Annotated in this window: 24 protein-coding genes, 1 tRNA gene and 1 pseudogene; 23 read left to right on the top strand and 3 right to left on the bottom strand. The window is 42.5% G+C overall.

Annotation, left to right across the window (positions count from 1 at the left end; translation table 11 throughout):
- The 4 genes and pseudogenes from IH879_05050 to IH879_05035 all read left to right on the top strand — a co-directional run.
- The coding region (locus tag IH879_05050) for a tyrosine-type recombinase/integrase (protein MCH7674304.1) at positions 1 to 459 on the top strand (459 nt) is incomplete at its 5' end.
- Between the two features lie 31 nt (positions 460 to 490).
- Complete coding sequence (locus IH879_05045; protein ID MCH7674303.1) at positions 491 to 859, top strand: DUF2784 domain-containing protein; 369 nt, start codon at positions 491 to 493, stop codon at positions 857 to 859.
- A gap of 505 nt (positions 860 to 1364) precedes the next feature.
- Complete coding sequence (locus IH879_05040) at positions 1365 to 2546, top strand: alpha-hydroxy-acid oxidizing protein (GenBank protein MCH7674302.1); 1182 nt, start codon at positions 1365 to 1367, stop codon at positions 2544 to 2546.
- 260 nt (positions 2547 to 2806) lie between these two features.
- A pseudogene (locus IH879_05035) lies at positions 2807 to 3916 on the top strand (cobalamin-independent methionine synthase II family protein).
- On the opposite strand, the gene IH879_05030 reads toward IH879_05035, so the two are convergent.
- Entirely contained in the window at positions 3913 to 4065 is a 153-nt protein-coding gene (locus IH879_05030; GenBank protein MCH7674301.1) for a hypothetical protein, read from the bottom strand. The pseudogene IH879_05035 and the gene IH879_05030 sit on opposite strands and share 4 nt — an antisense overlap.
- Before the next feature lie 706 nt (positions 4066 to 4771).
- Between IH879_05030 and IH879_05025 the strand changes: the two genes are divergently transcribed.
- Positions 4772 to 5749: an arginase family protein gene (locus IH879_05025; protein MCH7674300.1), complete on the top strand. Its 978-nt coding sequence runs from the start codon at positions 4772 to 4774 to the stop codon at positions 5747 to 5749.
- Between the two features lie 224 nt (positions 5750 to 5973).
- Here the strand turns inward: IH879_05025 and IH879_05020 are convergent, their stop codons facing one another.
- Both IH879_05020 and IH879_05015 read right to left on the bottom strand, forming a co-directional pair.
- Positions 5974 to 6459 carry a hypothetical protein gene (locus IH879_05020; protein MCH7674299.1) on the bottom strand — a complete coding sequence of 162 codons (486 nt, stop codon included), beginning with the start codon at positions 6457 to 6459 and terminating at the stop codon, positions 5974 to 5976.
- 506 nt (positions 6460 to 6965) lie between these two features.
- Positions 6966 to 7265 carry a hypothetical protein gene (locus IH879_05015; GenBank protein MCH7674298.1) on the bottom strand — a complete coding sequence of 100 codons (300 nt, stop codon included), beginning with the start codon at positions 7263 to 7265 and terminating at the stop codon, positions 6966 to 6968.
- Between the two features lie 211 nt (positions 7266 to 7476).
- On the opposite strand from IH879_05015, the gene IH879_05010 reads away from it, so the two are divergent.
- The 18 genes from IH879_05010 to IH879_04925 all read left to right on the top strand — a co-directional run.
- Entirely contained in the window at positions 7477 to 7725 is a 249-nt protein-coding gene (locus tag IH879_05010) for a hypothetical protein (GenBank protein MCH7674297.1), read from the top strand.
- 230 nt (positions 7726 to 7955) lie between these two features.
- A complete protein-coding gene (locus IH879_05005) occupies positions 7956 to 8891 on the top strand; it encodes a hypothetical protein (GenBank protein ID MCH7674296.1) in 936 nt (311 codons plus the stop codon).
- Positions 8892 to 9390: 499 nt separating this feature from the next.
- A complete protein-coding gene (locus IH879_05000; GenBank protein ID MCH7674295.1) occupies positions 9391 to 10122 on the top strand; it encodes a metallophosphoesterase family protein in 732 nt (243 codons plus the stop codon).
- 61 nt (positions 10123 to 10183) lie between these two features.
- Positions 10184 to 10693 carry a roadblock/LC7 domain-containing protein gene (locus IH879_04995; protein ID MCH7674294.1) on the top strand — a complete coding sequence of 170 codons (510 nt, stop codon included), beginning with the start codon at positions 10184 to 10186 and terminating at the stop codon, positions 10691 to 10693.
- A 12-nt stretch (positions 10694 to 10705) separates the two neighbouring features.
- A complete protein-coding gene (locus IH879_04990; GenBank protein MCH7674293.1) occupies positions 10706 to 11290 on the top strand; it encodes a gliding-motility protein MglA in 585 nt (194 codons plus the stop codon).
- A gap of 19 nt (positions 11291 to 11309) precedes the next feature.
- Positions 11310 to 11690, top strand: coding sequence for a hypothetical protein (locus IH879_04985; protein ID MCH7674292.1), 381 nt, complete (start codon positions 11310 to 11312; stop codon positions 11688 to 11690).
- 853 nt (positions 11691 to 12543) lie between these two features.
- Positions 12544 to 14535 (top strand): response regulator, encoded by a 1992-nt coding sequence (locus tag IH879_04980; GenBank protein ID MCH7674291.1) that lies wholly within the window; start codon positions 12544 to 12546, stop codon positions 14533 to 14535.
- Positions 14536 to 14585: 50 nt separating this feature from the next.
- Positions 14586 to 14667, top strand: a tRNA-Leu gene (locus IH879_04975).
- Positions 14668 to 14711: 44 nt separating this feature from the next.
- Positions 14712 to 16025, top strand: a complete 1314-nt coding sequence (gene tig / locus IH879_04970; protein ID MCH7674290.1) for a trigger factor — start codon at positions 14712 to 14714, stop codon at positions 16023 to 16025.
- 32 nt (positions 16026 to 16057) lie between these two features.
- Positions 16058 to 16696: an ATP-dependent Clp endopeptidase proteolytic subunit ClpP gene (gene clpP, locus IH879_04965; protein MCH7674289.1), complete on the top strand. Its 639-nt coding sequence runs from the start codon at positions 16058 to 16060 to the stop codon at positions 16694 to 16696.
- Between the two features lie 12 nt (positions 16697 to 16708).
- Complete coding sequence (gene clpX / locus IH879_04960; protein MCH7674288.1) at positions 16709 to 17953, top strand: ATP-dependent Clp protease ATP-binding subunit ClpX; 1245 nt, start codon at positions 16709 to 16711, stop codon at positions 17951 to 17953.
- 157 nt (positions 17954 to 18110) lie between these two features.
- On the top strand, positions 18111 to 20450 hold the full coding sequence (gene lon / locus IH879_04955; protein MCH7674287.1) for an endopeptidase La: 2340 nt from the start codon (positions 18111 to 18113) through the stop codon (positions 20448 to 20450).
- Between the two features lie 53 nt (positions 20451 to 20503).
- Positions 20504 to 21091 (top strand): YihA family ribosome biogenesis GTP-binding protein, encoded by a 588-nt coding sequence (locus tag IH879_04950; GenBank protein ID MCH7674286.1) that lies wholly within the window; start codon positions 20504 to 20506, stop codon positions 21089 to 21091.
- A 2-nt stretch (positions 21092 to 21093) separates the two neighbouring features.
- Positions 21094 to 22236: an alanine--glyoxylate aminotransferase family protein gene (locus IH879_04945; GenBank protein MCH7674285.1), complete on the top strand. Its 1143-nt coding sequence runs from the start codon at positions 21094 to 21096 to the stop codon at positions 22234 to 22236.
- A gap of 48 nt (positions 22237 to 22284) precedes the next feature.
- Positions 22285 to 23256, top strand: coding sequence for a hypothetical protein (locus tag IH879_04940; protein MCH7674284.1), 972 nt, complete (start codon positions 22285 to 22287; stop codon positions 23254 to 23256).
- 210 nt (positions 23257 to 23466) lie between these two features.
- A complete protein-coding gene (locus IH879_04935) occupies positions 23467 to 24867 on the top strand; it encodes an IS1380 family transposase (protein ID MCH7674283.1) in 1401 nt (466 codons plus the stop codon).
- Positions 24868 to 25120: 253 nt separating this feature from the next.
- The gene (locus IH879_04930; protein ID MCH7674282.1) at positions 25121 to 26134 is read left to right on the top strand and encodes a hypothetical protein; all 1014 of its coding nucleotides are present in this window, start codon (positions 25121 to 25123) and stop codon (positions 26132 to 26134) included.
- A gap of 20 nt (positions 26135 to 26154) precedes the next feature.
- A partial coding sequence (locus IH879_04925; protein MCH7674281.1) for a hypothetical protein occupies positions 26155 to 26440 on the top strand: 286 nt, incomplete at its 3' end.

The raw sequence follows: 26440 nt of genomic DNA, 5'->3' as shown, positions 1-26440 counted from the left end.
TCTGAAGTCGGCCTGATCGGACTAGACCATTTAGAATTAATGCGTAACCGCATTTGGGTAACGCGGCTTAAAGGTGGAGTGAGTGCAGAGTATCCCTTACCCCGCTCCACCAGGTTTTTAAGGCGACTAAAAACTTATCTCAATTCTCGTGGCTTGAGCGACCGAGACGTATTGTTTTTATCGCGCCTTAAGCAACCTATTTCGAGAAAACAGATTGACGTGCTTTTTAAGAAATATGGCAGGAAAGCAAAGCTACCAGATGACAAACGGCACGCTCACACATTGCGTCACTCAGTAGCTGTGCATATGCTCGATTCCGGTTTTACCGAAGAAGAAGTCAAAGACCGCTTGGGTCATCGCGATATCCGCTCAACAGATGTCTATGCAAAAGTCTCCAACCAAAAAAGAGCTGAGATGGGTCGGCGAATGGAGAGAGCCAATTTTATTGTAAAGGCTTGAATCTTATTAGAGAAAGTAAGGAGTCCAGATAATGCTCTACCGGCTACTCGCGGATTTCCTCGTAATTCTCCACCTCCTGTTCATCCTATTTGGTCTTTTAGGTGGCCTCCTATTCTTCTGGCGAAGGTGGACCATTTTACTTCACCTGCCATCGGCGATTTGGATTTCCGTCATTGAGTTTCAAGGTTGGATTTGTCCGCTTACTCCTTTGGAAAATCGGCTACGGTTGGCCGGTGGCGCTGCCGGGTACGAGGGTGGGTTTGTCGAGCAGTATTTGATACCAATCATTTACCCTCCTGGTCTGACGCGTGACATTCAACTTGTTCTCGGAGGGCTTGCCATTGGACTTAATGTGGCAGTTTATTTCTTCGTCATTCGAAGTTGGAAATCTGGAAAATGACGCTAGGAATGTTTCATTTTCCGCTTGACCCGGAATTAGCTTTTTCCTATATTAGGTAGACAAATATTCACCCTTATCGCGAGGGAGGAAACACCATGTGCGGAAGATTTCACTTAACCTTTTTGCCCGATGCCGAAGAATTATTTGAGCATCTTTTTAACATCCCCTTTCCTCAGTTTGAATATCCTCGGCTGTGTCCCTTCTTTAATTTGATCTCATTTTTAACTTGATTATTTAAGAAACTTTAACGTACTTTTAAGATATAAGTTGTTTTTTTATGCATGAATATGTTACTGGCAGTCATGAGGCCGTCGTTCGAGCCTTGGAAGGTCAACCTGATTGTTTTGGTTCGCAGAGGTGTTCAAAAGGACACCCGTGTAGTTCCAAACTGCAACCACCTTAAGTTCTTTAAAATCAATTTTCGCCTTACTAAGTGCCCGCCCATAAAGCCCAGTGACTTAATAGACAGTGAAATTACAACCATTACTCAGCTTGGGGAGGAAAAATGGACACACAGGCCCAAATTCGTGAATACAATCGCCGTGAATTTCTGCGCTTCGTTGCCTACTCACCACTGATTAGCTATTTTGGCATTTGGGGATGCAAGGGTGAAACGCAAGAAAGCGACTTATTGCTCTCGTCGCCTTCGGAAGCAAAAAATGTCTTTGATTTTGACACCCTGGCCCGACAAAAACTCAATCAAGATGCTTACAATTTTCTGTCGGGTGGCGCTGATGACATGAAGACAGTACAAGCCAATCGCAAGGCTTTTGATGAGTTACAGATTCGTTCGAGAAGACTGGTAAATGTAAGCAATGTGGACACTTCGGTTGAACTATTTGGGCAAGTAATGGAAACCCCAATTATGCTGGCTCCGATAGGTTTCCAGCAACTATTTCATCCGGAAGGAGAATTGGCTGTGGCTCGCGCAACTGCAGCCAAAAAACATGAGATGATCGTCTCAACAGTATCAAGTTACTCTGTCAAAACAATCAATGAAGTGCGAGACACATCAGCATGGTTTCAACTCTACCCAACACCCGATCGAAAAATCACTACACAACTAATAAGGAAAGCAGAAGAAGCGGGCTGTAAAGTATTGGTATTAACCGTTGATTTACCTGTGTTAGGAAACCGAGAAAATCATCTCGGTTTTATCAGACAAATGATAGCAGCTCAGAAAGTCGCTTTGGGTAATTTCGCAGGACTTCCCTTTCCCAGCCAAGTACATGACCCGAGTCTCGACTGGCAGATGATAGAGTGGCTTAGGGCAAACACAAACATGAAACTTGTGTTAAAGGGCATTGTAACTGGTGAAGATGCCAGACTCAGTGTTGAAAATGGGGTTGATGGTATCATTGTATCCAACCACGGCGGTCGGCAGGAAGAAAGTAATCTTGGAACTATAGAATGTTTACCAGAAATTGTAAATGAAGTGGGAGGCCGGATTCCTGTTCTGATTGATGGTGGATTTCGCAGGGGAACAGATATTTTTAAGGCCTTAGCGTTAGGCGCAAACGCTATATGCATTGGCCGACCCTATGTATGGGGTCTAGGCGCATTTGGTCAGACAGGTGTCGAAAAAGTTTTGGATATTTTACGTGCGGAACTCGTGCGCATTATGCAGCTGGCAGGTACAACATCCTTGTCTCGAATAAACAGCGACTTTGTACAAAGAAACACTTAGATTGACAGGTCAACAGTCCTAACAGATAATCGTGAATTATCATTCTGATCATCACTTATTTTGACAAACAGGGTCTGACCAGCAACTCCACCCGACAGCTTGGCTGTTGCGTAATTCTTGGTTTTGAGCATCTTAGTTGTTTGATTTTGTCAATAAAGTTAAGGAGCAACTTTCGCCGCTGCGGGTGAGTTGCAAGCCGTTAGATGGCTTTGGGTCGTAACCCCAAATAATGGTTCATCAAATCTTTAAGAGAAGGCATGATGATTACTTTACATACTGATGTCATAGGCAGTTTACTTCGTCCCTCAGAGCTTCTGAAGGCAAGGGAGGCTCTGGTTGCAGGTCACATCTCTCAAGTAGAATTTAAAGCGATAGAGGATAAAGCAGTTGACCAGGCAATCGCACTGCAGGAGGAAGCGGGCTTGGAAATTGTTACGGACGGTGAAATGCGCCGGTTGTCCTTCCAAAGCCAGATGACAGAAGCAGTGGAGGGGTTTGGCGAATATGACATCAATGCTTTCCTTTGGGGAGAGTGGTATGGGGATGAACACGTAGGAGATTGGAAGATGGACCGTCCTAAGACCTTAGGAGTTGTTGGTAAATTAACACGTAAGCGTCACCTTTCAGCAGAAGAGTTTACATACCTGCGTGCGCGCACATCTCACATTGCCAAAATCACCTTGCCAAGCCCAGGCTTGTTTATCAATTTCTGGTCAGCAAGACACTCAATTGCCGCTTATCCCACGTTGGATAGTTTTATGGCAGATGTAGTGGATATTTTGCGAGCAGAGGTTGCTGAGTTAGTTCGTTTAGGTGCCACTTATATTCAACTCGATGCTCCCCATTATTCATTATTACTCAATCCGCAAACTCGGGCCTTCTACGAGGGGCAGGGTTGGACACTCGATCAATGGCTGAGTCGAGGAATTGAGATGGACAACGCGGTGATGAGCGGTTTTCCAGAAATAACCTTTGGTTTCCACCTTTGACGTGGCAACCAGGGCAGCCGGTGGCTGACCGAAGGAGGCTATGAACTACTTGCAAAACCAATCTTTCAAGGTATCCAGGCACAACGATTATTACTGGAATACGACGATGAACGCTCAGGTTCGTTTGAGCCTTTGCAGGAGGTACCCGACGATAAAATGGTCGTATTAGGATTGGTCACCAGCAAGAGATCAGATCAGGAAACGAAGGAAGAGTTAATCACGCGTATTAAGGAGGCTAGCCGATACATCCCGCAAGAGCGTCTGGCACTCAGTCCTCAGTGTGGCTTTTCTACTTCAATCGTGGGTAATAGTATTACGGTAAGAGATGAGAAGTACAAGCTTGGGATGGTGGTTGAAGTGGCCAAAATAGTGTGGACCTAAATAATGAGCAGCCAGTCCTCGATACTTTTTTCCGCGACCAAGTCCAGGGTGCGCCGGCGGGCGTCTTTCACCATCTCGATGATTGTGGAAGCGGGAAGTGTGAATTTTTCGTTCTGGAACTTTACATAAACGCGAAGAAGGGTTACCAACCCATATTAGAGTCCTCGGATCCAGTCCAGAAAATCCCGAACAACCCGAGGATGCTGATGTTCATGCTGCCATAGAAAATGCCCTTCGTAATTTGGAAGAAGCCAAATATATCACGGCTAACAAGGCTGATGATGACAAATACTGGTGGGCATAGACAGAAAAAGCAGAAAAGCAGACAAGGCCGACAAGAGTGTTTTCTGCTATTGAGAGAAGAGAACGCCGGTCGAAGCCAAGACAGCTTCTGAACCAGTAGACGCTGGCGAAATTCTGGCGACCCTGGCCAGCTATTGGACCCACAAGGGAATATCCGGGTTGAGGCTTATTAAAAGTAAAGCTCAAACCAAATGCCACTATATAGCTTTATACTGTATGCAAGCTATCTTAATTACAAGTGAGAAGAAGGCTGCAAAAAACTGAGAGAGTTTTCCGCTGTTGAATGGGGATAGTAGTTGTACGAAATCAGCAAAAATAATAAAGGGAGTCTAGTATGATTTTCCCAAAACGGTTGCACCGTATTGTAATTGCAATTTTGGGCTTCGCGGCATTCGCCGCTCTTGCAAGTTGTGGCGACTCATCTGATGTTACTTCTTTGAGGTTTGGCCGACATCTATGATGAGGGCGAGATAAGCGTTGTAATTTCTGTCGTTAACCTCGATTGGTGATAAGGAGAATTAGATTTTTTTGAAAACAAAAGGAGTGCTCAATATGCAAAAGATAGTATGGTTAACAATTACATCAACCATAGTGTTCCAAATGCATGCTTTCGCACAAACCACGAACCCACTCAACGTTGTGCTCGTTCAAAACCCATACACCGGAGACCGCGCCTCACCGGAAAAATCGGGAGGACCGGCAGCATTGGCCACCGGCGGCATTGAAAAAATGCTCAACGAAATGGGCGTAACCGTGCAAATTCGGCCAGAAGTCAAGTTGACGGCGGAAGAGGAAAAAACATACGGAAAATGGAGTAAGTTCGGTATGTCCAATGGCCATCTTGGTAAAATGGTAGCTGAGGAATTAAGGAAGGATTCGTTTGTGGTAGGACTACTGGGCAACTGCAGCTCCTTAAGTGGCATGCTTGCCGGACTGCAGCATTCCGGACCAACCAGACGGCCCCTCAGGGTCGGGTTAGTCTTTATCGACGCCCACGGAGATTTCAATACCCCCGAAACCACGTTAAGTGGCATGCTGGGCGGTATGCCGGTCGCTGTCGCTGCAGGGCACTGTCTCACCCGCATGCGCCTGCAGTCCGGCCTGGATCCGGCCCTCCCTGAGAAATATATCGTTTTGGCGGGTGTTCGAGACACGGACCCGCTCGAACAGGAACGCATCGACAATTCGCTTATCGAAATGGTTTCGGTTGACGATATCCGCAATTTGTCTGATAACCTGCACCGGCAGATGCAGCGCCTGAGCAAACTAACGGACTTGATTTACATCCACATCGATATGGATGTTCTCGACCCGCAAGAAGTTCTGGGACATCCGCTGACGGTGCCAGACGGGCCCACCAGCAAGGAGCTGGGCGCCGCTTTAGAATTGATGTTTAAATATGAGAAATCCGCGGCGCTCGGAATTGCGTCTTATCCTTACAGCGCCGACCCGGAACTGATTTCTTTGAATGCGACTTATAATCTGGTCGAGGGTGCGGTGCGGGGGATTCTATCACGGAGTACCAAATAGTGTTCCACTAAAAAAATGATCGGCAAAACCATACTCCACTACAAAATCCTTAACAAGCTCGGTGAGGGCGGCGTGGGGACCGCCAATACTTATAGCCAAACCGTTTGTGGCAGGGCTAGTAATTATGCTGGAAGGAACAAGTGATGGGATTCTCTCTGAACGGCCTGGTACTACTACGATTGTCTTATGGTTCATTGGTCTGCTCTCCATCTTTTCAGCCATTTTCATAAATGGCTATGTGACGGAAAAGACTTGTGGAGAAACATACGAAGTGTTCGGGAAGACGAAGTCGGCGTATCAAATAGGTGGAGATTTTTTTTGAGGTTATTAGACTTCGCCAGTTCACCCCCAGGAGGGTTTTCTGCTCGTCGAGGTCTGTGAGAACCTGTGCTGGCGAAATCGTCGCTTTCGAAGACATCTTCGACGGTGCGGTCGAAGTTTTCCAGCGCCCAAATCGCCAGCAAGGAGAGTTTGTTTTTGTGACTAAACTCGGTTGTAATCTTCGCAATGACATCCGTAAATCTGGGTGAACCGAATTCCTCTTGTCCGGTTAATTCAAGGATGCGGGTAAAGTCCTGGTGCCTTGCCGAGACGACCCTATTGGAATTTTTTAAGGCAGGCCGGGGGCCGTCGTAATTTACCTCCCAACCGAGCACATCGATACGCCCGTCAACCGTGGGATTTTCGGTATTGCCTTCCTTTATTTTCAAGTCCAGAAACGAGGAGAACTTGCCGCCATAAATGGCCGAAAAGCCGCCGGCCTGAAAATTTGCCTCTTCGCTCAGACCCGGGGCTGAAATAAGCTAACATCAAAAAAAATCGTTTAATGACGATAACTGTCGGTATTGCTGATTTATTTCATTTTTGCCCCGGCCCACCAGTCGGGGTTTTTATTTTCAGCTCACCTATTTCCGTCTGCCCAAATTGTGAATCTCTACTTGCTTTTTACCTGCAACAAAAGCTACAATTCTGGGTGCTCAAAAAAGGGTCGTTTATTGACACATGAAACAAAAAAAGGAAGCCTGGCAATGAGTGAAATTCAAACTGGTGACAGAGTTCGAATTCTTTAAAATCAGGATATCCCCAGACATTTAAGAAATCAGCCTGGAACCGTCATTGAAATCCGGAGAGGTAGTCTTTCAAAGGATGAGGCAATGGTTAGACTAAATAGCGGCGGAACGATATATGTTATGAAGCGCGACTTAACAAAGGCTGATTAACCAGCGTTTTTTAGACAGGGCAGATAAGTAGAATCTAAACCGCCTAAAGCGGGGGAGGTTACCATGAAGAAAATAGGTATATATTTGGGTGGGCCAACCAGCGGTTTCCCGGCTTCGGCGCTGGCGTGAGTGTACCGATAGGCAGCAACTCTATTTTCATGGAAGCCCGCTATGCTCGTGGACCCGGTATTTCCGGATGCTGACATCAAAACCCAGAACTCGGCGCCTCGGTAGACCCTTCGGCCAGGCGGGCTAATTTGCTGGTAAGCGGCATTCCGCTTGTTAAATTGGGGCACCGGTGCTTACGCGGAGGTTCTGGGTGACGCCCAAATTTGGGTGAGGGATGCAGTTCAGTGGGTGGAGGAAGACAATTAAAATAAAATCATGAGTTATTCAAAAATTAAAGGCTTTTTTTCTAAGCTTTTTCTCACTTTTGCCGATTATTTTTTTGGTGGAACGCTTCGTCCTAAAACTATGACAAGTTGATAAAAACTAAGGTAATCAGTTATGTCAGGACTTGAAACCAAACGAGAAATTGAGCAAACGCTTGCAAGTGGGTCTTACGGATCATGGACCTTCGGTATTCCCGATAACACGGCCTTCGCCAGAGCACGACTTCAAAACCAGGAGTGCTGGCACAGCTGGCAAGCCGATTCGCCTGAGGAAGCCAAGAGCGTACAAAACTTTTTCATATCCAAACAAATGAGAAAGGGCAGCAGTAGTGGCAGCGCCCCAACTCAAGTCTATATATATTAATTTTATCGAGTACTTAGTCGTATTTAGCATATTTGATGCTTATAAATTTGAATTTTATCCTGGACCGCATCTGTTCAATTTGAAAAAAATAAATGGGAACCTGATTTTCAATTTGCTGTTTTGGCTTTACTAACTCTCATATTTACAGCATAGAATCCTTGTATTTCAAATTATTTTGGACAGCAGTGAAAAAAAGTAATTTAGTAATTTACAACCTTGGGAGCCATGACATGAAGTCAACCGACCTATCAAACGTAAACTGGGTTATTTCGCAAGGACTGCGAAGATTCTATCTTTTGGTGTTTCTACTCTTTACTTCAAGCACCGTAATTGGCCAATCCTTAACGCATGATATCGCCCAAAACAGTTATTTTTTCGACTTCCTTACCTTCAAAGCTTTTGATGGAAATAAAACTTTTGTAGAAGTGTTTTGCAAGCTTCCCTATAAGAACCTGCAATTCACCAAAGTTCCTGATGGTTTTACTGCTTATTATAACCTCGAAATAACTCTCTTTAATAAGAAGAATGTACTGGTTGAAACTGCCAGTTACACCGATTCAGTTAAGGTGGGTTCATATAAAGAAGCCAGGCATTTGAGCACCTATTCTGAAATCATTCGGTTTACATTTGTCCTGAAACCGGACGATTATAAAGTTCAGGTGACAATAACCGAGAATCATTCTCCTGTATTCAGGGGATTTAGAAGGAGTTTGCATGTACCAGATTACGCTGAGAAAGGGTTACAGGCAAGCGATATTCAGCTGGCAACTTCCATCACTACTACTGATGAGCAGACAGTTTTAGTCAAAAATGGCAGAGAGATCGTTCCGAATGTGGGACACATTTATGGGGTTGATTCTAAAGTGTTGCATGTCTATTGTGAACTCTATAATCTTAACTATAAAAAGAAACGAAATGTCAACCAATTTCTTGCCACTTTTACTATTATTGACCAGAATGGCCAGGAACTAAGAAAAGTCAACCACAAACAAAATAAGCAAGGAAAAACTTGTGCTTTGAGTTTGGGGATACCGATTGATGGGCTGGACTCCGGGCAATATAAACTTGTACTGCAAGTAACAGATTTAGATAATTCTAAGACTGTAACCAGACAATCCAATTTTCATATTATTAAAGACGCTTCTAACCGAAGGGTCGTAATATAGCCTCCAGTTTGGAACAATTTAATTCCTCTGTAAAATTTTTGTGCCCTTGTAATCATTTACAAGGGCGCTTTTAGTTCTAGGAGTCAGAACGCCACGATTTCAATCTATCACGTTTTGTTCAGCACGACTCTGAATACTAGTACAGTGATTCCTAATTACTATTTCAACAGGCAATCGTATTTGTTGTCTTTTAAATTCTGCGTCCGTCATTGATGGTCATTGTGTCATTAAGTCAATGACAATAAATGACTTATTGACTACTAAATGACAGACTCGAAGACAGATTTTTCGATCCTTCGCAGGAGCACTTAATTACGCAGGTTATTTAGGAATCACACTACTAGGTAGTCATTGTGATTACGATATTGAATAATTGTCTTACCGCTGTTTTAGAAACTATTCGTGTAACTTCTGAAAAAAATTATTCTTGCATACTGAAAATTTAAATCGTACATTTTAATGCCAATTAATTTTCATTACGTTAAACTCGATTATCCGATTGAAATACGCAATAATTTCCGACATTCATGGTAATTTAGAGGCTCTTGAAAGCGTTTTAGCTGAAATTGAAAAAGAGGGGGTTGACTCGATACTTTGTTTGGGGGATGTGGTCGGCTACGGTCCCAATCCAAATGAATGTGTCGATATCATTCGAGAGCGGACGGAGGTCACTCTGGCAGGAAACCATGACTATGCACCCATTGGGAAACTCGATGTTAGCTATTTCAATCTTTGGGCTCGGAGCGCGATCGAGTGGACAGCTGATAAGCTGACACGATCGTCAGTCGATTTTTTGATGGATTTGCCGCTAAAGATTGACTTGGACGGTTTTACCATTGTTCATGCTACGCCCCGGAATCCTGAGGAGTGGGACTATATTAACACGATTGGTGACGCTGCATTGAATTTTCCTGAATTTAGCAGCCAAATTTGTTTTATAGGTCATTCTCATGTCCCAATGGCTGTCCATCTAAATGAACAAAGCGATCATCCTCTCGTTTCCAAAAAAAATCCCTTGAAAATTAAAAAAAACTGCAGGTATATTATCAATGTTGGGAGTGTTGGACAGCCGAGGGATCTTAATCCAAAGGCATCTTTTTCAATCTACGACAACAAAACCAAGGTTTATGAAAATTTTCGTGTTGGATACGCAGTTGCTGAAACGCAAAGAAAAATCAGGAATACGAAATTGCCTGAATTCTTAGCCGAAAGGTTGGGAGAGGGGCAATGACAGAGCAGTTCAATTTTTATAAAAGAATCAATTTTGCATAATTGATTCAGGAGGTTTTTTTATGGAAAGTATCAATAAAGGAAACTGCGCCCAACTCATACTCTCCGAGGACATATACAACGGCGTTGCCAAAATACTGGACAAATTAGCCGCAAACACCGGCGCGGAAACAATTGTTTTTTGTGAGACCAACGGCTACCCGGTAACGCACAAGGGTGACATACAAGATCTCGACCTCCCGGCAATTTCATCTCTTGCAGCCAACAATTTTTCAGCGACTGCCCAAATGGCTTCTATGATTGGCGAAAAGAATAGTTTTAAGTTTTTGTTTCATGAGGGCGAGGATAAAAATATATACCTATCAAATGTAGGATTTAATTTTGTTCTCATGGTGATTTTTGATGTCAGTGTTGCTTTGGGCATGATTAGGATTTATACAAAAAAAACCATTAACGATTTAGTTGATTTGCTGAAAACGGCAGAAGAGCAGGATAAACAGTCCAAAAAATTCCTTGATTTGGAATTCAAAACCTTGCTAGGTGAAGAATTAAACCGTTCGCTAAAGATGTAAGTTGCCGGGTTCATGTTCATTAATCATGGTTTACAAGAAATAAACCTCAAGATCGTTTTCTATGGACCTGGGTTGGGGGGGAAAACAACTAATTTAGAACATATTTACAAACAACTTGATCCAACCGTCCGGGGCGATTTAGTTACTTTAAAAACGAAAGAGGAACGGACTTTATATTTTGATTTCATGCAGCTTGAATTGGGCCGTGTCAAAGGATTCAAGCCAAGATTTAACCTCTATACGGTGCCCGGACAGGTTTACTATAATTATAGCCGAAAGATTATTTTGAAAGGCGTGGATGGAGTTGTTTTCGTTGCAGATTCTCAAAAAAGGCGCATGGGCGACAACCTAGACTCTCTTCTCGATTTAGAAAAAAATCTCATCGAATTTGGACACTCCCTTGAAAGCTTTCCCTGGATTATTCAATACAATAAAAGAGATTTACCGAATTTAGAATCGATTGGAATGATGCAGTCAAAACTTAACTTCTTTGGCGTTCCTTATGCCGAAGCAGCGGCTGTTAACGGAATGGGTGTAATTGAAACGCTGAAGAAAATTATCACTGAAGTTATTTCCAAAATAGATGTTTTAGTTTGATTAACTAACCTCAGGGTTTATGGATACAAAATCACCACAATCGGTCATCGAAAAAAAGATGATTGAAATTTCCGAAATGGGTAATTATGATATGGTAAGCCTTTTTTCGGATGAGGGGCTGCCTTTAGCGGAGTTCAATAACGAGCAGGTTATTGAGCAAGATCGGCTGGCGGAGCTTTCAATCATGTTGCGGGAAGTAAGAAAAATGGCAGATGCAATGGGTAAAATATCCAATATAAAGGAGATGATTGTTGAAGGATTCAATCACCGGAAGATCGTTTTCCGATTTTTTCATGCATTTGACCAGGATGTTGTTCTGGCAATTATTGTCCCTCCCAAGAAATCTTATAAAGCTTTGACCAATTCTCTTGTTCGTACCATCGAACAAATTTCTTTCTAAACTACCTAAAAATAAAAAAGCCGCCCAACGTGTCTCCCTGACATTGGACGGCAGTCCCAAATCCGGCTGGGCCTCACTCTGAGAGGATGCCGGATTTTCACCTCACACACACACCATTTAAAAAAAAGGAACGACGTTCCTCTTTTGGATACATAGACAAGTTAATCAGTGTTTTCCTCCCAAAAAAATCCAAAAAATTTTTCATCGCCCAGGGTTTTACTATAATGCGAAATTGATATTGATGATTCGACAATGGTGTTTCATGTGGGAACTACTGTTCGTTGAGTAAACAGTAATCTCTTTGTTAAATCATAAAACAAATGTCCGTATAGTTAAAATTAATAATAAGTTAAGAAGAAAAATGTTTTTGAAGATAAATGTGGCATTTAAGTTGCATGACACAGTTGAGTTAAGGGATGGCATTTTGGAACGGAAATGATTAGATTTACTTACACTGGGATTTTCTCATAAAGGGAGTTATGGGAAGGTCCCGGTTTTATTTAGCCCCTTTTCACTATTCACCGTTGTGCTAGTTTTATTATTTTTTTCATTTGGTCTACATTGACTGTGCCAATGTTAACCTCGATACAGTCGAATTACTCCGGAAAACTCTCAGAATAGGCACAATTTACGCTCACCAGGCAACGGGATATTAGTTTCAATCCTCTGAAATTCACAATCTTTTTTTGGGTCAAATTTCAAGCCAATATTAAATTATTTTAAAAAAATTTGAAAGTGCTTGCTTCTTATCTATTTCACGTTATATTTTTTTAAAATGTGTTCATCAGATGTAACACTTCTTTTGTAGAATAGTCCCTTAAATCATTTTGTACTGCTCTAACCTGGTTCAGCTATGAATGACCCCAAAATCAAAGTATTAAAAGTATTAATGGTAGAGGACAATTCGGATCATGCCTTTTTGGCCAAGAGTTGCCTTGAAAAAACCAGCAACTATTCGGTTAAGATCGTTGATTCATCTGCAAGATGTGAACAAGTGATGCAGAAGCAGAACTTTGATATTATTTTATTGGATTACAATCTTCAAAACGAAGATGGGTTGACGATATTAAATCGTCTCAAACAAGACAAAGCTATGGATGTTCCGATTGTGGTAGTTACAGGTCACGGCCATGAGAAAGTGGCAGTAGAGGCTTTGAAAGCCGGGGCCTTTGATTACGTTGTAAAAAATAATGACTATCCCGGGTTTTTACCCAAAGTAATCGATCGTGTAATTGATAAGCATAAAATCTATAAAGAGAAGAAGCGGGTAGAAGCAGAGATCGTTGTTAGAAATCGGGAATTGCAGGTTTTAAATGCGGTTTCGGAAGTTGTGAATCAGTCGCTGTTTTTGGAAAAAATTTTGAGCGGAGCCATTACAACTCTAACTCAGAAATTAGAATTAGATGCCGGCGCGATTTATCTATATGAAGAATTGTCAAATGAATTTGATCTTAAAGCCAGCGAAGGCGTTTTTACAGAACTTGCGCTGTCAAAGGAGATTGATCTCAACCCGGCTGATTTTGTTCGAGGCGTGGTTTCAAATGGTCATCACCATCTGATCGCCGATCTAACTGAAAATACCACAAAATTTGCTGCTCTGTTGGGCCGAAATAATTTGAGTTCTTTGGCAGCTGTGCCCATGAAATATAAAGACAAAACTTTGGGCGTTTTGCTTCTTGCAAGTATTCAAAAGGACTTCTTCAATTCAAGACATACTGAGCTTTTAGAGTCTATTAGTAACCAAATAAGTATCGCGGTTGCAAATGCAAGATTGTATGAGCAAACAGAGGGATTGAAAAATGATTTAGAGAATGTTCTGAACAGCTCGTTAGATTCGATGATAACAATTGCTTCTGATGGCACCATAAAGTTTTTCAATGATCAGTTTGCGAAGTTTTATGGCGTGGCGCCGGATGAAATCGGCGGGAAAAATTTTCTTGCGTTTGTACGGGAGCATTTGCATGGATTTTTCAACGAAAAAATCGCTGAACTTAAATCAGGTAAAGCGTCGATCTATGAAATAGAGATGTGTGTTGCAGGCGGAAACTGTGCCTCCTGTCTTGTCTCGCAATCGCCCCTAAAAGGAAGAGATGATTTTCTCCTGGTCATCAAAGATATTTCGCAAGTTGTACAGTTGCAAAAACAACTCATGCGCTCAGAAAAGCTGTCTGCCCTCGGGCAAATGATTTCAGGCGCCGCACATGAATTAAACAATCCATTGGGGGGAATATATGGCTATTCTCAGCTTTTATTGGAAGAGGAGTTGCCGACCCAGGTTCGAAGCGATATTGAGGTGATTTTAAAAGAAACGAAAAGATGTCAGAATATCATTAAGAACTTACTGACCTTTGCAAGAAAACATGATTCTGAGCGTGAACCCATCGACACGAATGAGGTTATTAACAGCGTGTTGGAATTACAGAGCTACCAATTGAAAGTGGATGGAATTGATCTCGAAGAAGAATTAGACCAAAATTTACCTAAGATTACCGGTGACTATCACCAATTGCAGCAAGTCTTCGTGCATTTAATTAACAACGCCAACCATGCGTTAAAGGAAAGTAAGAAAACTCCAAAGAAATTGGCTGTTCATTCGAAATTTGTTCAGGATTCAGTTCAGATTAAGATTAGCGACAACGGTGTCGGGATTTCTAATGAAAATATGAATAAGATTTTCGACCCGTTTTTTACGACCAAAGAAGTTGGTGAAGGCACAGGTCTCGGTCTCAGTATTTGCTTTGGAATTGTAGAGAGTCACCAGGGTAAATTATTTGTGGATAGTGCGCCCGGTCAAGGATCTACCTTCACCTTAGAACTCCCCCTCGCGCAAGCCTCCCCGCAGTAAATAATATATTGACTTTAATTTTTAGAATTTATATATTTCTGGCCGACTTTGCGAGAGTGGCGGAATTGGCAGACGCGCTAGATTTAGGATCTAGTGTCGCAAGGCGTGTGGGTTCGAGTCCCTCCTCTCGCACTATCTTAAAAAAAATCTTATAAAGTAAAATTTAAGAGAGTAGTTTGGAATCAAAAGTTACAAAAAAGGGAAATTTCGAAAAAGTTGTTGAGGTTGATGTTCCGGAAGCTGAACTGGCGCCTCATTTTGACAATGTTTACAAAAAGTATCAGAAGAACGTAAAATTACAAGGGTTTCGCAAAGGCAAAGTTCCTCTGGGTTTAATCAAAAAACTCTACGGCGACGCCATGAAAGGCGAAGCCATTGAGGAGGTTGTTCAAAGCGTTCTCCGGGAAGTAAGAGACAAAGAAGACTTAAGACTGGTAGCCCCGGCCAAGCTTGAGGATATTAAGTATGATCCCGAAAAGGGATTGCATTTCAAAGCTGTTTGTGAGGTGGTGCCGGATATTGAATTGAAAACCTATCGGGGTCTTTCTGTGGAACGAGAAGTCTATGAAGTAGACGATCAGGATATCTCGGATGCCTTGAATGATGTGCGGGAACAAATGGCAGTCATGCAGCCGGTCGAAACCGCAGCGGAAGAGGGCCATTTCGTCCTCGCTGATTTACAGCAGGTGGATGCCACCGGCATTCCGATTATCGGCAAGAAATTTAAAGATCGGTATTTTCAAATCACGACAAACAACTCAAATAATAAAGAGTTCTCGGAGCAGCTCATCGGGGTAAAGCCCGGTGATAAGCGCCGGATTGAACTCGGTTCCATAGAAAATTCACATTCCGATTCACTTAATAAAGAAAATCAAAAAGATTATTTTGAAGTCAATGTTAAAGAGATCAAATCGAAACAGCTTCCGGAATTGGATGATGAATTAGCAAAGGACACCGGCAAGTTTGAGAGTCTCGATCAACTTAAAACAGACCTTCGGGCAAAATTGACAAAACAGGCACAAATTAATGCCCGCAGCCATTTACGCCGAAGAATTATTGACGAGCTTCTTAAAAAGAATTCTTTTGATCTCCCTGAATCCATGATTAATAACTATTTAGATGTCTTTGTGGAGAACGCAAAAAAGGAGTCAAAAGAACAGTTCGATGAAGAGGAGCTGAGAAATCATTATCGTCCGACAGCGATCTGGAATCTTAGATGGGAGCTGGTAAAGGATAAACTTCAAGAAGTAGAGAATCTTAGTGTTACAGAGGAAGACAAAGATAGCTTTATTAACCGGCTTGCTGAAGAACGAGAGATTGAAGAAAAACAGGTCAGGAAATCCTTGAAAGACAAAAGAGCACAACTGCAATTTGAAGAAGATGTCATCGAAGATAAAGTTTTGAATTATTTGGAAGTAAACGCGAAAATAAAAGATAAAAGGATTACCAGAAAAGATATCGAAAAAGCACAACAATTGGCTATTAAATAATTGAAGAATTAACCTAAGGAAAGAGTTCGAATATGGGACTAGTACCAATGGTAATTGAGACCACAGGACGGGGAGAACGCGCTTATGATATTTTCTCACGATTATTAAAAGAGCGGATTATTTTTATTGGCGCCGCAATCGATGATACGGCTGCGAGCTTGTGTATTGCCCAGATGCTGTTCTTAGAAGCCGACGATCCGGATAAAGACATTGCGGTTTATATCAATTCCCCGGGTGGATATGTCACTGCCGGCCTTGCCATTTATGATACCATGCAGCACGTTAAACCGGATGTAGTTACTTACTGCATGGGACAGGCATCGAGTATGGGAGCGATTCTTTTAGCCGGTGGAGCCAAAGGTAAACGCTTTGCTCTGCCGCACGCGCGGATTATGCTTCACCAGCCTTTAGGCGGGACACAGGGTCAAGCTAGCGACCTGGAAATTCAGACTAAGGAAATTTTAGTCATAAGAGAAAAACTCAACCAAATCCTGGCGAATCACACCGGGCAATCCATTGAGAAAATCGCAAAAGATACTGACCGCAACTTCTTCATGTCAGCAGAAGAATCGAAAAAATATGGCATCATTGATGAAGTGATGGACAGGAAGGGACTCACCAAGAAAAAAGCGACGACTAAAGCGGCAACTAAAAAGTCGGAGTCCAAATAGGAGACGTTGAGGTTGGCGGAGAAGGAAAACACTGAAAAATTATACGTTTGCTCATTCTGTGGCAAAAATTCCAATCAGGTCGAATGTATTGTCACGGGACCGGACGTTTATATTTGCAATGAATGCGTAAAAAGCGCCGGCGATATTATCAAGGAAGATTTTATCAGGCGTGGCAAATCATTTCAGAATCAAGAGCTCCTTCCTACCGACATCAAATTAGCGTTGGACGATTACGTTATTGGCCAGGATTTAGCTAAACGAAATCTCGCCGTTGCAGTTTATAATCATTATAAACGAATTAAATCCTACGATGCTTTTGACGACGTCGAGCTTGAAAAGAGTAACATTCTTCTCGTAGGATCTACCGGGACCGGTAAAACGCTTTTGGCACAAACGCTCGCTAAATTTTTACAGGTTCCTTTTACCATCGCCGATGCGACAACTTTGACGGAAGCGGGATACGTTGGCGAGGATGTTGAAAACATTCTGGTGCGGCTGCTTCAAGTTTCAGATTATGATGTTGAAAAAGCTGAGCGGGGCATCGTTTATATTGACGAAATCGACAAGATCACCCGCAAAGACGGCAACCCGTCCATTACCCGGGACGTCTCCGGAGAAGGGGTACAGCAGGCACTTCTAAAGTTATTGGAAGGAACAAGCGCAGCCGTGCCGCCAAAGGGTGGCCGAAAACATCCGGAGCAGAATTTGATTAATATTGAAACAAAAAATATTCTGTTTATTTGCGGCGGTGCTTTTGTTGGTTTGCAAGATATTATCAGCAAGCGGCTTGGTAAACGAATCATCGGGTTTGGCTCTCAAATGAAGAAGAGTGAGGTTGGCTCAACTGATTTGTTGCGGCACGTTCAGCCCGAAGATCTCTTGCAGTACGGTTTGATTCCTGAGCTAATCGGCCGACTCCCGGTTCTAGCGGTTTTGAATGAGCTCACTGAAGAAATGCTGATGGACATTTTATTAAAACCCAAAAATGCTTTAACCAAACAGTATAAACGCCTCTTTGAAATGGACGAAGTTGAATTGGATTTTGAACCCGAAGCATTGCAGGAGATCGTTCGGTTAGCCCAAAAAAGGGGAACAGGGGCCCGGGCTCTTAGAGCCATTTTTGAGGAAGTGATGTTGGATCTCATGTTTGACATCCCATCGCGCAGTGATATTAAAAATTGTATTATTACCAAAGATAATATCTTAAAAAAAGAGAAGCCGATTTACACCTATAAAGAAGTCAAAAAGAGCGCTTAATATTACTAGATTTTTATGTCTGAAAGAATCTTCCTCAGTCCAGGGGGTACCTGTGGGGAGATTTTTTATTTTGTACCTTAATTTCAAAATAATAATAAACCCCGATTTTCCTTGAGTATTTTTATAATTTGAATTCGGTTTAAACGTGAGTATTCGTATGCATAAAGTAATGAGAGAAGGATCGCTGATTGAAATTAATAATCGGCTGCCTATACTTCCGCTGAAAGACGTTGTTATCTTTCCTTATATGATTTATCCGCTTTTAGTGGGCCGCGAGTCGTCATTGAAAGCGATCGAAGAGTCGATGCTGCGTGACAAACATATTTTTCTGGCGGCTCAAAAAAATGTCGCAATTGAAGAACCGGGGAAAAAGGATTTATTCAGAACCGGTGTAATCGCTCGGGTGCTGCAAGTTGTTAAACTGCCCAATGGCTTGATGAAAGTTTTGGTCGAGGGGATTGTTCGCGGCAAAATCAAGCGATTTCTTGCCCTCGATGATCACTTTCAGGCTGAAATTGATCTCATTTCTGAAAGTAAAAATGCAACCCCTAAGATCAAGGCGAAAGGTCGTCGTGTTTCGACTTTATTTAAAGAATATGTGCGGCTCAATCGCAATATCCCCGACGAAATAATGATGACGATTGAGAAGGTTGAAGAGCCGCAGCGTTTGGCCGACTTAATTGCTGCACACCTCCAACGTGATATCGATACCAAGCAAAAAATACTCGAGACCAATTCGGTAGAGAAAGAATTTTTAGCGCTAATTAGTATCCTTGAGTCGGAGATGGAAATACTTAAACTGGAAAAGGAGCTCGAGGAAAAGGTCCGAGGCCGGATTAATAAATCTCAAAGAAGTTTGTATCTTCATGAGCAGATGCGAGCCATTCAGGATGAGCTCGGCGAAGATGGCGAGTTCGACGGCGAGCTTGCTTTTTTAAGTGAAGGAATTAAAAAGGCAAAAATGAGTGAAGAGGCCGAAGAAAGGGCGTATGAGGAGTTGGAGAAACTGCGAATGACGCCACCCTTTTCACCCGAAGCAACTGTAATTAGGAATTACATAGATTGGCTGGTAGCGGTACCGTGGAATAAAAAAACCAAAGATAACCTCAACATCGAATTAGCGAATAAAATACTCGAAGATGATCATTTTGGTTTAGAAAAGCCAAAAGAAAGAATCTTGGAACATCTCGCTGTGTTAAAACTTTCGAAAAAACTGAAGGGTCCGATTCTCTGTTTTGTCGGTCCGCCGGGAGTTGGGAAGACTTCGCTCGGTAAGTCGGTTGCTCGTGCCATGGGCAGAAACTTTATTCGTGTGTCATTAGGCGGCGTTCGTGACGAGGCAGAGATTCGTGGCCACCGCCGCACCTACATCGGTTCCATGCCGGGAAAGGTAATTCAGAGCTTAAAGAAAGCTAAATCAGTTAATCCGGTTTTCCTTCTCGACGAAGTAGACAAGATGAGCATGGATTTTCGCGGTGATCCGTCCGCGGCACTTCTGGAAGTTTTGGACCCGGAACAGAACAAAGCTTTCAATGATCATTACATGGAAGTCGATTATAATTTATCGCAAGTTTTGTTTATAACAACCGCGAATCTTGAAAACCAGATTCCCGAGCCGCTGCTGGATAGAATGGAAGTGATAAATTTACCGGGCTATCTTGAACATGATAAACTCGAAATTGCAACCGGGTTTCTCATTCCAAAGTTGATAAAGCAGCACGGGTTGAAATCAAACTATCTTAGCTTTCAAAAAGCAGCTATTTTGCAAATCATTCGCGAATATACCCGCGAAGCCGGGGTGAGAAATTTAGAGCGTGAACTGTCTGCCATTTGCCGGAAAGTTGCAAAAGAGCTGGTTCAGAATGGTACTGCGAAATCGGTTGCAATTACGAAAGCGAAGGTCGAAAAATATCTCGGCATTCCCAAATTTCCTGAACGCCAGCGTGAAGATGGCAGTATGATTGGCGCCACCTGGGGGTTGGCGTGGACGCGCTACGGCGGCGATATTTTGCAAATCGAAGTTAATGTCATGAAAGGAAAGGGAAATTTATCCCTGACCGGAAAGTTAGGAGAAGTGATGCAGGAGTCGGCGAAGGCTGCTTTTTCCTACGCCCGGGCCAACGCAAAAAGCTTCGGGATTACCGACGAGTTCTGGAAAACCAAGGATATTCATATACATATTCCGGAAGGCGCCACTCCCAAGGATGGGCCATCCGCCGGAATTACCATTGCAACCGCTTTAATTTCTGCTTTGACGAATAAAAAAATTAGAGACGGTTTGGCAATGACCGGCGAACTTACTTTACGAGGAAATGTTCTGGGTATTGGGGGCTTAAACGAAAAGTTACTCGCCGCTAAAAGATTTAATATTAAAACCGTTATGATTCCTTTTGAAAATGAACGGGAATTAAGCGAGATTAAAGATGAAGTAAAGAAAGGAATCAAAATCATATCGGTGAAGAAAATGGATGAGGTTTTGAAGGAGGCTTTTGTCTAAATCCGAACTCATCGCGAGACTCTAAGTCTATCCGGTGAATGAGTAATTGACGAATGAAAATAACCTCAGTAGAATTTATAAAAAGCGTTGAAAACTTCGATCATATTCCCAAAGATAATTTAAAAGAAGTCGCCTTTGCCGGCCGATCGAATGTTGGGAAATCCAGCCTCATCAATTGTTTGTTAAACCGAAAAAAGATCGCCAGAACAAGTTCCACGCCCGGGAAAACCCGGCAACTCAATTATTTTATGATAAACCAAAAAATTTATTTTGTTGATTTACCGGGCTATGGTTTTGCGAAGGCCCCTAAAACCGAAAGAGTTCAATGGCGGCGGCTTATTGAAAATTTTCTGACTCAAAGTCCAAATTTGAAGGGAGTGGTTTCAATCATCGACTCGCGAATTGGGCCGACCAAACTGGATTTGCAGTTGCTTGAGTGGTTGAAAAATTTAAATATCCCAATTATTTTAGTCGCGACCAAATCAGACAAACTTTCAAAATCGGCTTTATTGAATCAGGTGCGGAAATATTCAAATCAATTGAACGACTTTAAGTTAAAGCAGATTATTCCGTTTTCTGCCATTAACGGAGCGGGCAAAAAAGAAGTTTGGCGGGAAATTACAACCTTATTGGAGCACTAAGCATGCGCGAAAGACTTTTTACGCCGGGGCCAACGCAGGTTCCTGAACGTGTTCAGGTTGCAATGTCGAACCCATTGGTTCATCATCGGGGGTCTGAATTTAAACAGATTTTTAAAGGCGTTATCGAGGATCTCAAATATTTTTTTCAAACTGAGGGAGATGTCATCGCCTTAACCGCCTCCGGAACCGGGGCGATGGAAGCTTGTGTTGTCAATATACTTTCAAAAAATGACCGCGTGCTGACTGTTTCGGGCGGCAAGTTTGGCGAGCGCTGGGGACAGCTTTGCCAGACCTATGGCGCAGATGCTCACATAATGGAAGTCCCCTGGGGCCAGGCCGTGAACCCCTCTGATATAAAATCCTATCTGGAGAAACATCCGGAAACGGCAGCGGTTTTTTTAACCCACAGTGAAACTTCCACGGGCGTCGCAGCGGATATCAAATCCATTGCCGAGGTTGTCAGGAATCATTCCGACACGCTGCTTGTCGTGGATGCAATCACTTCTGCCGGGGTGCTGCCTTTTAAAATGCAGGAATGGGGCATCGATGTCGCGGTAACCGGCTCTCAGAAAGGTTTAATGTGCCCGCCGGGTCTGGCCGCCATTGCTTTGAATGACCGTGCCTGGCAGAAGATAAACGCCTCGGACATCCCCAAATTCTATTTTGATTTGCTAAAAGAAAAGAAGGCACAAGAAAATATGACCTCTGCCTGGACCCCTGGAATTACACTTTTTATGGGTTTGCGAGAAGCTTTAAAAATGATCCGCGAAGAAGGGCTGGAGAATATGTGGCAGGGGTACGAGCTTTTGGCCCATGCGACCCGTGAAGCGGTCAAGGCCGTCGGTTTGGATTTATTTGCGCAATCTCCCTCAAATTCTCTAACCGCAGTTAAATTGCCTGAGTCAATTGACGGTGTGAAATTCAAGCGCCATTTGAGAGAGAAATACGGTATTACGGTAGCAGGGGGCCAGGCCCAGCTAAAAGGCAAAGTCATTCGGATTGCCCACATGGGCTATTACGATACCCTTGATATGGTTGCCATGGTTTCAGCTCTTGAGTTAGCGCTTGCCGATTTTGGCTGGGAATTTAAACACGGTGAAGGTGTATTTACTATTCAAAATATTTTCATGAAAAATCAAAAGTGAAAGGCTATAACCCTTGCAGGTTTTAAAACCGGCAAGGTTATTCTAAGTATGTCACAAACTAAAATCCTCATCTCCGACAAAGTAGCTGACATCTGCCAAAGATATTTAAAAGAAAAAGGCTTCGAAGTTGATATGAAACCGGGACTGCCCCCGGAGGAATTGTGCAAAACTGTTGAGGGCTTTGACGGAATCATCGTACGGAGTGCCACGAAAGTCACCGCCGAAATGATTCGAAGTGGCAAAAATCTCAAAGTGATCGGCAGGGCCGGCGCCGGGGTCGATAATATTGATGTGAGCGTGGCGACCGAATCCGGAATCGCGGTTTTAAACGCGGCTGATGGCAATACTATTTCTGTGGTTGAGTTCACTTTTGGCCTGATGTTGGCTTTATCCCGGCAGATTCCATCGGCCCATATTTCGATGCTGGCGAGAAGATGGGATCGCACCTTATTTAAAGGGGTCGAACTTTACGGCAAAGTTCTGGGCATCGCCGGACTTGGTAAAATCGGCCTGGAAGTTGCAAAAAGAGCGCAAGCGTTTGGAATGAAAACAATGGCCTACGATCCGTTAATCGGGTCTGAAGTTTTTGAATCAGCTGGCGTAGAACAGAGTGATTTGAAGGAAATATTCCTTCTCAGCGACTACGTTTCCATCCATGTTCCACTTAACAAACATACGAGAAATTTAGTCGGTCCCGAACATTTTGAGAATTGCCAGCAAGGTTTGCGGCTTATTAATGCAGCAAGAGGCGGCGTCGTTGACGAGGCGGCGCTTTATCAAGCCTTGAAATCCGGCAGGATTGCGGGTGCAGCAATTGATGTTTTTGAGAAGGAACCTCCCGGAGAGAATCCTTTAATTGGCCTGGAAAATGTCATCATCACGCCGCATTTAGGAGCAAGCACGTTTGAAGCGCAGGAAAGAGTAGCCGTGCAGATTGCTGAGCAGGTGGCGGACTTTTTACTAAAAGGAACCGCTGATAGTCTTGTTAATCCTGACTATTCGAGGAGCGAGTCGCGATGAAAGAAGAGCGTCTTTGAATTGCTCTTCGCTCCTCGCTTTTCTTATGATAGGATCTCCAAAAATTTGATTATCAGAAGAAGTTAACTTAAACCTAAGTTGAGCGATAGCGCATTAAATAAAAAAACCTTTTGAGTTTGTAAGATATTGTTATTATTTTAATTGTAAGCAATCAATGGAAATAATAATACCAAACCCAAAAGGTATAAGAATATGGCAAAAAAATCTGTATCGCCGCAAGCAAAAATTACCAAAATCGACGTCACCAGAGAGAAAGTTTCTGGCCGCGGCGGCATATTTTTCTTTCTACGATATATTGAGAACATCATTTTTTATCCCCTGTTTGAGAAATATTTTAACTTTCTCAGGAAATCAGCGAAAGGTCTGCCGATTTACCAGTTTATTAAACAACTTCTGGCCTATTTCATCGACGGTACCGATATGTCGATGAGCAGTTTTGACCGTCGTAAAGGTGACGAATCTTATGCGGCTATTTTGGAAAACCTTTCTGAGCAAATGGCATCCTCTCATCAAATAAAACGCGTTTTCAGTAAGCTGGCCTATGTTGGCAATCGGGTTTATCGGAGTCTTTTGCATCAATTGTTTATTTGGCGCCTGAAGATAGAGAAGCCTGCTGTCATCATTTTGTTTGCCGATACCATGGTTCTGGACAACGACGATGCTGACAAACGCGAAGGCGTCGAGCCCACCTATAAGAAAAAGAAAGGGTTCCAGCCTTTTCATATCTCCTGGGGGCCCTATCTGGTCGACGTCATTTTTCGCAACGGCAGCGTTCACAGTAATCACGGCTGTGATGTCATCAAATCCGTGGCCGGAATAACCCGCCTGATTCGTAAAAAGTATGCTGACGTTCCCATCATTCTGCTCAGCGACAGCGGCTTCCTGGACGATGCCAATTTTCGTTATTTTGAAGAACGATTGAACATTCATTATATCTGTGCCGGTAAACAGTATGATGATTTAAAACAATACGCACAACAAATTCCGTCACAACAGTATAAGACGCTTCTGAAAGGCAAGCAGTCCTGGCAGTATGTTGAGTTTGGCAATCGCTTGAAGAGCTGGCCGAAATTTCGCAGATGTATTTTCACAATCCTGGAAACAGAGGAAGACGGCCAACTGAATCTGGAGTTTGCCAAAACCGATAGTTTCATTTACACAAACCTCGGAACAGGTAAAGCGTTGACAGAGAAACTCATCCGAGCCGGTGGCCAGCATTACCTCACGCCAGAGGCTATTATCGAACTTAACCATCAACGCGGCAAGGGGGAACTCGTATATCGTTCCATAAAAGAATTTGCTACCAAAGAACAATTGCCATTCGAACGCTTCGGCATGAACCGGGCATACTATTACTTTTTAGTCATCAGTCATTTTCTCTATGAAGCCTTCAAACGAGATGCGCTCGAAGATGTTATTCCGGTGACATGCTATCCAAATACCTTTAGACGAAGGATAATCGACTTTGCTGCAAAAATCGTTACAACCGGCGGTCACATCATCCTGAAAGTGACAGAGACTGTTCTTGAACAGCTACAGTTAAAATTATTATGGCACCGGGTCAAAATCCCAGAACCTATAACGGTAACATAGAAAAAAGAAAATTCAAAAAATTCGAGGGTGAAGTACGTCCGCAAAGTACTACTTTTCGCTCTCCGGTAAGAAAATGACAAATCCGATGAACATTCAGAACCTTAAACGAAGTGTTCAACATTGAATCTGGAAAAGCCGTGCCAAAATTACATCTGCCACCTAATATTTTTTTGTCCAACAAGAAGCGCTCAATTTAGGTCCAAGTAATGAAAAACTTTCACCAGAGAAGCAATATAGAGAGTGGGTAGAATGGGTGGCAAAAAATGATAAAAAAGTGCATGAAAAAATTAAGAACCCCATAGATATTCTTATTGCTACTGATGTTTTAAGTGAAGGTCAGAATCTTCAAGACTGTGATATGGTTATTAACTATGATATCCATTGGAATCCTGTCCGAATTATACAGAGAATGGGGCGTATTGATCGTATCGGTTCTCCAAATAAAGAGATCTTCGGGATAAATTATTGGCCGTCAGATAACATAAACACCTATTTAAATCTTAAAGGAAGAATTGAAGAACGCATGGCAATGATGAAACTTGCCGGCTCTGAGGTCAATCTTGAATTTTCAGAAAGCTTTAAGGAGATGGCAACCGATTCAGACTTTGAGGATATATTGAATAAGAGAATGCTCAAACAGATGCAGACTTCATGGGATGAGATCGAAGAACACGATTCCGGTCTTGGTTTTGATAATTTATCTCTCGAAAATTTTCGTCAAGACTTGCATGAAGAGCTTCAACGAGACGAAAAGTATTATAAAAATATGCCAAAAGGAGTTTATACAGGGTTTAAATCTGAAAAATCTATCTGCCCCGAATCCGGTATTATAGCCTTACTTGGATATCCTTCAAAACCACCGAAAACATTAACTCATGAATATCAAACCTTTGATTTGATTTATATAAATAAAAACGGCAAACAGGTACTGCTTAATCAAAAAGAGGTTCTTGATGCATTAGCACAACACAAAGAGGAATCTCGCTTTGTTCCTGATGCTATCGAAAAAGGTCAAGAATCAGCTATAAGTGAGCTTGTTGACTCTATGAAAAAGTGGCTTGAATCTCAATCAACAGAAGAAGATGTCCAGGAAGATGGAACCGTTAAAAAAAGAGCAGGCGCAGAGACCAAGGATATTCTAGCTAAATTAAAAACGGGAGATAGTTCTGCTGTAAAACGGGTAAAAATGAATATTAGCGTAAACGATAAGTATAAATTGCATAATTTTGATTTAATAACATGGTTCATTGTGAGTGAGGAGTTATAAATTGTGAACGAGGTAAATTAATGAATTTGGACTATTTTAAAAACTTAGATGACTTTTACACAGGGCTTCAAAGCCTTTTTAAGTCTTTGAATGTTCCGGTTAATTATATTGATGAAAAATCACTTAAACCACAGGATATTTTATCGAAATCATATAAAGACACTAATCCATCTTACCAGCTTATGGATGATGTTTATATCCTTGGTATGGTGGATGATGCCGCTTTTGACGAAAAAAAAAGTGATAATATCTTAGAGATCAAAAAATCAGGAAAAGATTACAATGGTATCTTAATTTTTGGCGTTA

It is taken from the genome of candidate division KSB1 bacterium (assembly GCA_022562085.1).
Classification (GTDB): domain Bacteria; phylum Zhuqueibacterota; class Zhuqueibacteria; order Oceanimicrobiales; family Oceanimicrobiaceae; genus Oceanimicrobium.
The sequence above is the reverse complement of the archived record's forward strand: the minus strand, read 5'-3'. Positions and strand labels throughout refer to the sequence as shown.

Bases quoted from the DNA above. Each gene is read 5' to 3' on its own strand.
- IH879_04985 (MCH7674292.1), top strand. From the start codon at position 11,310: ATGGATACAAAATCACCACAATCGGTCATCGAAAAAAAGATGATTGAA.
- IH879_04945 (MCH7674285.1), top strand. From the start codon at position 21,094: ATGCGCGAAAGACTTTTTACGCCGGGGCCAACGCAGGTTCCTGAACGT.
- IH879_04950 (MCH7674286.1), top strand. From the start codon at position 20,504: ATGAAAATAACCTCAGTAGAATTTATAAAAAGCGTTGAAAACTTCGAT.
- IH879_05040 (MCH7674302.1), top strand. From the start codon at position 1,365: ATGGACACACAGGCCCAAATTCGTGAATACAATCGCCGTGAATTTCTG.
- IH879_05005 (MCH7674296.1), top strand. From the start codon at position 7,956: ATGAAGTCAACCGACCTATCAAACGTAAACTGGGTTATTTCGCAAGGA.
- IH879_05045 (MCH7674303.1), top strand. From the start codon at position 491: ATGCTCTACCGGCTACTCGCGGATTTCCTCGTAATTCTCCACCTCCTG.
- IH879_04940 (MCH7674284.1), top strand. From the start codon at position 22,285: ATGTCACAAACTAAAATCCTCATCTCCGACAAAGTAGCTGACATCTGC.
- clpP (MCH7674289.1), top strand. From the start codon at position 16,058: ATGGGACTAGTACCAATGGTAATTGAGACCACAGGACGGGGAGAACGC.
- IH879_05010 (MCH7674297.1), top strand. From the start codon at position 7,477: ATGTCAGGACTTGAAACCAAACGAGAAATTGAGCAAACGCTTGCAAGT.
- IH879_05025 (MCH7674300.1), top strand. From the start codon at position 4,772: ATGCAAAAGATAGTATGGTTAACAATTACATCAACCATAGTGTTCCAA.
- IH879_04990 (MCH7674293.1), top strand. From the start codon at position 10,706: ATGTTCATTAATCATGGTTTACAAGAAATAAACCTCAAGATCGTTTTC.
- IH879_04995 (MCH7674294.1), top strand. From the start codon at position 10,184: ATGGAAAGTATCAATAAAGGAAACTGCGCCCAACTCATACTCTCCGAG.
- IH879_04980 (MCH7674291.1), top strand. From the start codon at position 12,544: ATGAATGACCCCAAAATCAAAGTATTAAAAGTATTAATGGTAGAGGAC.
- lon (MCH7674287.1), top strand. From the start codon at position 18,111: ATGCATAAAGTAATGAGAGAAGGATCGCTGATTGAAATTAATAATCGG.
- IH879_04935 (MCH7674283.1), top strand. From the start codon at position 23,467: ATGGCAAAAAAATCTGTATCGCCGCAAGCAAAAATTACCAAAATCGAC.